Below are 4,299 nucleotides of genomic sequence, written 5' to 3'. Positions count from 1 at the left end.
GGGACGCCCCCCCCCCCCCCGCCGCAGCCTGCCCGGCCGGCCCGAGCGACAGGGCGAGCAGCACCGCCATACCGCGCAGCACCGCCATACCGCGCGGCAGTGCCATACCCCGCAGAACCGCCATACCGCGCAGCACCGCCATACCCCGCAGAACCGCCATACCGCGCGGCACTGTCATGCTCCGCAGCACTGCCATACCCGGCAGGAGGGCGAGCAGGAGCGCGCGCGACGGGCGGGTGAGCACCGCCCAAGGCTACGGGCGACAATTGCCGGGTGCCGAATCCCGCCGCTCCCACCCGCCGCGTGCCCGCGTGGCAGTGGGTGGCGATGGCCGGCATCGTCCTGGCGGGGGCGGCCATCCCCGTGGTGCGCTACCTGATCTTCTGGCCCAAGGACCAGTGGCAGGTCGACGTCGAGGTCTACCGGCAGGCGGGGGAGTCGATCCTGCTCGGCCGGCCGATCTATGAGGCGATGACCGAGGCGCCGCAGCTGCTGCCGTTCACCTATCCGCCGTTCGCGGCGCTCCTCGCGATCCCGCTGGCGCTGCTCCCGTTCGGGGTGGTCGGGTGGCTGTGGACGGCCGCGCAGATCGCGGCGACCACGGCGATCGTCTGGTATGCCGGCTATCGCCTCATCCACGCCCGCCCGAGCGACGGCCGGCCGGGTCTCGCCCGACCGATCGTGTTGGGGCTGCTCGCGGCGCCGATGTTCTGGCTGCACCCGGTGGGGGACGGGATCCGGTTCGGGCAGGTCAACGCCTTCATGGTGCTGGCGTGCTTGATGGACCTGCGCCGGCCGCGGCCGCGGCTGCTGCGCGCGCTCCCGCCCGGGGCGCTGGTGGGCTTCGCGATGGCGATCAAGCTGACGCCGGGGGTGTTCGTCATCCACTACGTGCTCAGCCGGCGGTGGCGGGAGGCGTTCACGGCCGTCGGGGCCGCTGCTCTGGCGTGGCTGACCGCGTTCTTGATCCTGCCGGAGGCGTCGTGGGCGTTCTGGGGCGGGGCGTTGCAGGACCCCGCCCGGCTCGGCCCCAATATGGGCACCTCGAACCAGTCCCTGCGAGGCGTCCTGATGCGCATCGGCCCCGACGGAGCGCTCGGGACGGGGATCTGGCTGGTGTGCGTGCTGGCCGTCGGCGCCTACGGCTTCCGGATCGCCCAGCGGGCACACCGGGCCGGCGACTCGATCACCGAGGTGGCGGCGGTCGGGCTGATGGCGTGTCTGCTCTCACCCGTGGCGTGGATCCACCACTTCCACTGGATGGTCGTGGTCATCCTGGCCGTTCTGGGCGCGGCGCCCTGGCGGGACCGGCGCCGGCTGGTGGCCGCGGGAGTGCTCCTCGTCTGGTTCACCTGCCGGCTCCCGTGGTGGGGGATCTCCTGGCTCGGCCACGGCTGGTCACCCGACTTCGTGGGCCGGCTGCTCCAGAACGCCGACCTCATCGGCGGTCTGCTCGCCCTGTGGCTGCTGCACTGGTCCCTCGCGCGGGACCTCGACGAGGCCGCCAACCGCGAGCGGGGCCAGGTTTGACCGGAGCGGGGTCGGCTAACCCGGCCCCGCTCGCCCCGGCCCCCGCTCGCACTGGCCAGGGTGACGGATGGCACCGAGGCTTAGCCGCGGACCAGCTCGACGACGGTGAGCGCCGACAGCAGCAGGCAGACCGAAGCGCCGACGCGGCGGATGGTGGCCAGCTTCATCCGCTTGAGCAGCTGCCGGCCGAGGGCGGCGCCGAGCGCGGAAATGGTGGCCAGCGCGAGGAAGGCGCCGACGCCGACCGAGACCGGGTCCTGGTACTTCGCGGCGAGCGAGGCCGTCAGCAGCTGCGACAAATCGCCCCACTCGGCGAGGAAGAGGATGAGGAAAGACGCCACGACGGCGCGGAAGCCGGTCTCGGGGACGGCGACCTTGGCGGCGAACTCCTCCTCGACCTCGTGCTCCTCCTCGTCGGCGGCGCTCGCGCCCCGGAAGAGGATGACGGCCCCGAGGGCGAACATGCACGCCGCGAGAATCTGCACCGGCTGGTGGGGCAGCTTGGCGAGCAGGCCGCCGAGCGTCACGGCGACGACGGTCTGTACCGCGAAGGCGGAGGCGACACCGATCCACACCAACAGCGGCCGGTAGCGCGTCGCCAGCACGAGCGTGGCGATGAAGGTCTTGTCGGGGAGTTCGACGGGGAAGATCAACGCGAACACGATCGCCGCTGTCGCAATGCTGAACGTCATCGCGGCCAATTCTACGGGCGTCATACCCTGCCGTTGTGACCCGATATGGCTACTTCGGTCCCTCCGGGACCTTCACGGAGATGGCGCTCCTCGACTGGCCGCCGGCCCGCGACGCCGAACGGGTCCCCTTCGCGTCGGTCGATGCCACCCTCGCCGCGGTGCGCGGCGGCGATGTCGACGCCGCCATGGTGCCGATCGAGAACTCCGTCGAGGGCGGGGTGAGCGCGACGCTCGACGCGCTCGCGACCGGCAGCCCGCTGATCGTCATTGCCGAACGGCTGGTCAAGATCCGCTTCGTCCTCGCCGCGCGGGAGGGTATGACGCTCGAGAAGGTCGCGACGATCGGCACCCACTCGCATGCCTGGGCGCAGGTGCGGGGCTGGGTGGGCGCGAACCTGCCCGAGGTCACCTACGTCCCCACCCTCTCGACCGCCTCGGCCGCCACCGATCTCGCTCCCGGCGGCGAGGGCCGCCACGACGCGGCGATCTGTGCACCGGTCGCGGCGGCGCAGGCGGGGCTGCAGGTCCTCGCCGACGACATCGGCGACATCAAGCGCGCGGTGACCCGCTTCGTCCTCGTGGCGCGACCCAACCGCATACCCGCCCCCACCGGCGGCGACAAGACCACTGTCGTGCTCTACCAGCGCAAGGACATGGCCGGCGGCCTGCTGCGGCTGCTCGAGCAGTTCGCCACCCGCGGGATCAACATGACGCGGCTGGAGTCGCGGCCGACCAAGCACTCGATGGGGGACTACTGCTTCTCCGTCGACATCGAGGGCCACGTCCTCGACGAGCGGGTCGGCGAGGCGCTGACCGGCCTGAAGCGGGTCTGCGCCGAGGTCGTCTTCCTCGGGTCGTATGCCCGCGCCGACAACGGCCGCGCCCAGGTCGCCCCGTTCAACGGCGACGACGACTTCCGCGCCGCCGCCCGCTGGCTGGACGCCATCCGCGACCTCGTCCAGTAACCCGCCCCCGGGGCTCCCGTCGAGATGTCGAGTCGACCCCGTCGAGATGTCAGGCCACCCATGGCACGCGCAATCTCCGGGACGCATTTGACACGCTGGGTTAGGTTAGGCTTACCTTAAGTCCGTCGGATCGCCGGATGAAGGACCGTTCATGCTCGTCAGCAACGCCCTGGTCGGGCTGCGTGAAGGCCTCGAAGCGTCCCTGGTGGTCGTCATCCTCATCGCGTTCCTCGTCAAGACCGATCGGCGCTGGGCACTGAAATGGGTCTGGGCTGGAGTGGCGACGGCTGTCGTCCTCTCCGTTGCCCTCGCGGGGTTCTTGACCTACGGCACCCGTCAGCTGTCGTTCGAGACCCAGGAACTCATCGGCGGGGGTGCCTCCATCCTCGCCGTCGCCTTCGTGACCGCGATGATCTTCTGGATGCGTCGTGCGGCCCGCACCATCTCGGGGGAGCTGAAGGGCTCGATGGACCGCGCCCTGTCCGCGGGTGGCGTGTGGGTGGCACTGGTCGGCTTCCTCGGCGTGGGGCGCGAAGGCCTCGAGACCGCGATCTTCTTCTACGCCACCGCTCAGGCAGCGGGCGCCGGCACCAGCCAGCCACTCATCGGGTGGGTCCTCGGCATCCTCGGCGCAGTGGTCATCGGACTGCTGATGTATCGCGGCGCGATCCGCTTCGACATCGGCAAGTTCTTCCGCTACACCGGGATCTTCCTCATCGTCGTCGCCGCCGGGATCCTCGCCTATGGCATCCACGACCTGCAGGAGGCGGCCTTCCTGCCGGGCCTGAACTCCCACGCCTTCGACGTCAGCTCGATCATCGAACCCGGCGGCTGGGTCGCCACGCTGCTCAAGGGCATCTTCAACTTCACCCCAGCGACGACGTGGCTGCAGGCGATCGCGTGGACCGCCTATATCGCCGTCGTCCTCCCGCTGTTCCTGCGGCCTGTGGCCGCCCCCGCGGCACGCCCCGTGCCATCGGCCGCCTGACCCGATTCTGTTATCCCACAAGGAGATCTCCGTATGCAGTCCCGCCCGCCCCTGCGCTCCGCCCTCCTTCTCGCGGGGGCTGCCAGCCTCACCCTGACCGCCTGTGGCGGGGGGGGGGGCGGCG

Annotated in this window: 5 protein-coding genes; 3 read left to right on the top strand and 2 right to left on the bottom strand. The window is 70.9% G+C overall.

The features are described from left to right. A partial coding sequence (locus BN11_RS23760; protein ID WP_048698179.1) for a hypothetical protein occupies positions 1-244 on the bottom strand: 244 nt, incomplete at its 3' end. A 29-nt stretch (positions 245-273) separates the two neighbouring features. Between BN11_RS23760 and BN11_RS12470 the strand changes: the two genes are divergently transcribed. Continuing rightward, on the top strand, positions 274-1,530 hold the full coding sequence (locus BN11_RS12470; protein ID WP_235435459.1) for a glycosyltransferase 87 family protein: 1,257 nt from the start codon (positions 274-276) through the stop codon (positions 1,528-1,530). 80 nt (positions 1,531-1,610) lie between these two features. Here the strand turns inward: BN11_RS12470 and BN11_RS12465 are convergent, their stop codons facing one another. Beyond that, entirely contained in the window at positions 1,611-2,222 is a 612-nt protein-coding gene (locus tag BN11_RS12465) for a TMEM165/GDT1 family protein (protein WP_048698176.1), read from the bottom strand. 35 nt (positions 2,223-2,257) lie between these two features. Here BN11_RS12465 and pheA point away from each other — a divergent pair, with 35 nt between their 5' ends. Further along, complete coding sequence (pheA, locus tag BN11_RS12460) at positions 2,258-3,187, top strand: prephenate dehydratase (protein WP_048698174.1); 930 nt, start codon at positions 2,258-2,260, stop codon at positions 3,185-3,187. 151 nt (positions 3,188-3,338) lie between these two features. Continuing rightward, on the top strand, positions 3,339-4,175 hold the full coding sequence (gene efeU, locus BN11_RS12455) for an iron uptake transporter permease EfeU (protein WP_048698172.1): 837 nt from the start codon (positions 3,339-3,341) through the stop codon (positions 4,173-4,175). Positions 4,176-4,299: the final 124 nt, after the last annotated feature.

It is taken from the genome of Nostocoides australiense Ben110 (assembly GCF_001050535.1).
GTDB lineage: Bacteria > Actinomycetota > Actinomycetes > Actinomycetales > Dermatophilaceae > Nostocoides_A > Nostocoides_A australiense.
This window is presented reverse-complemented; position numbering and strand designations above follow the sequence as displayed.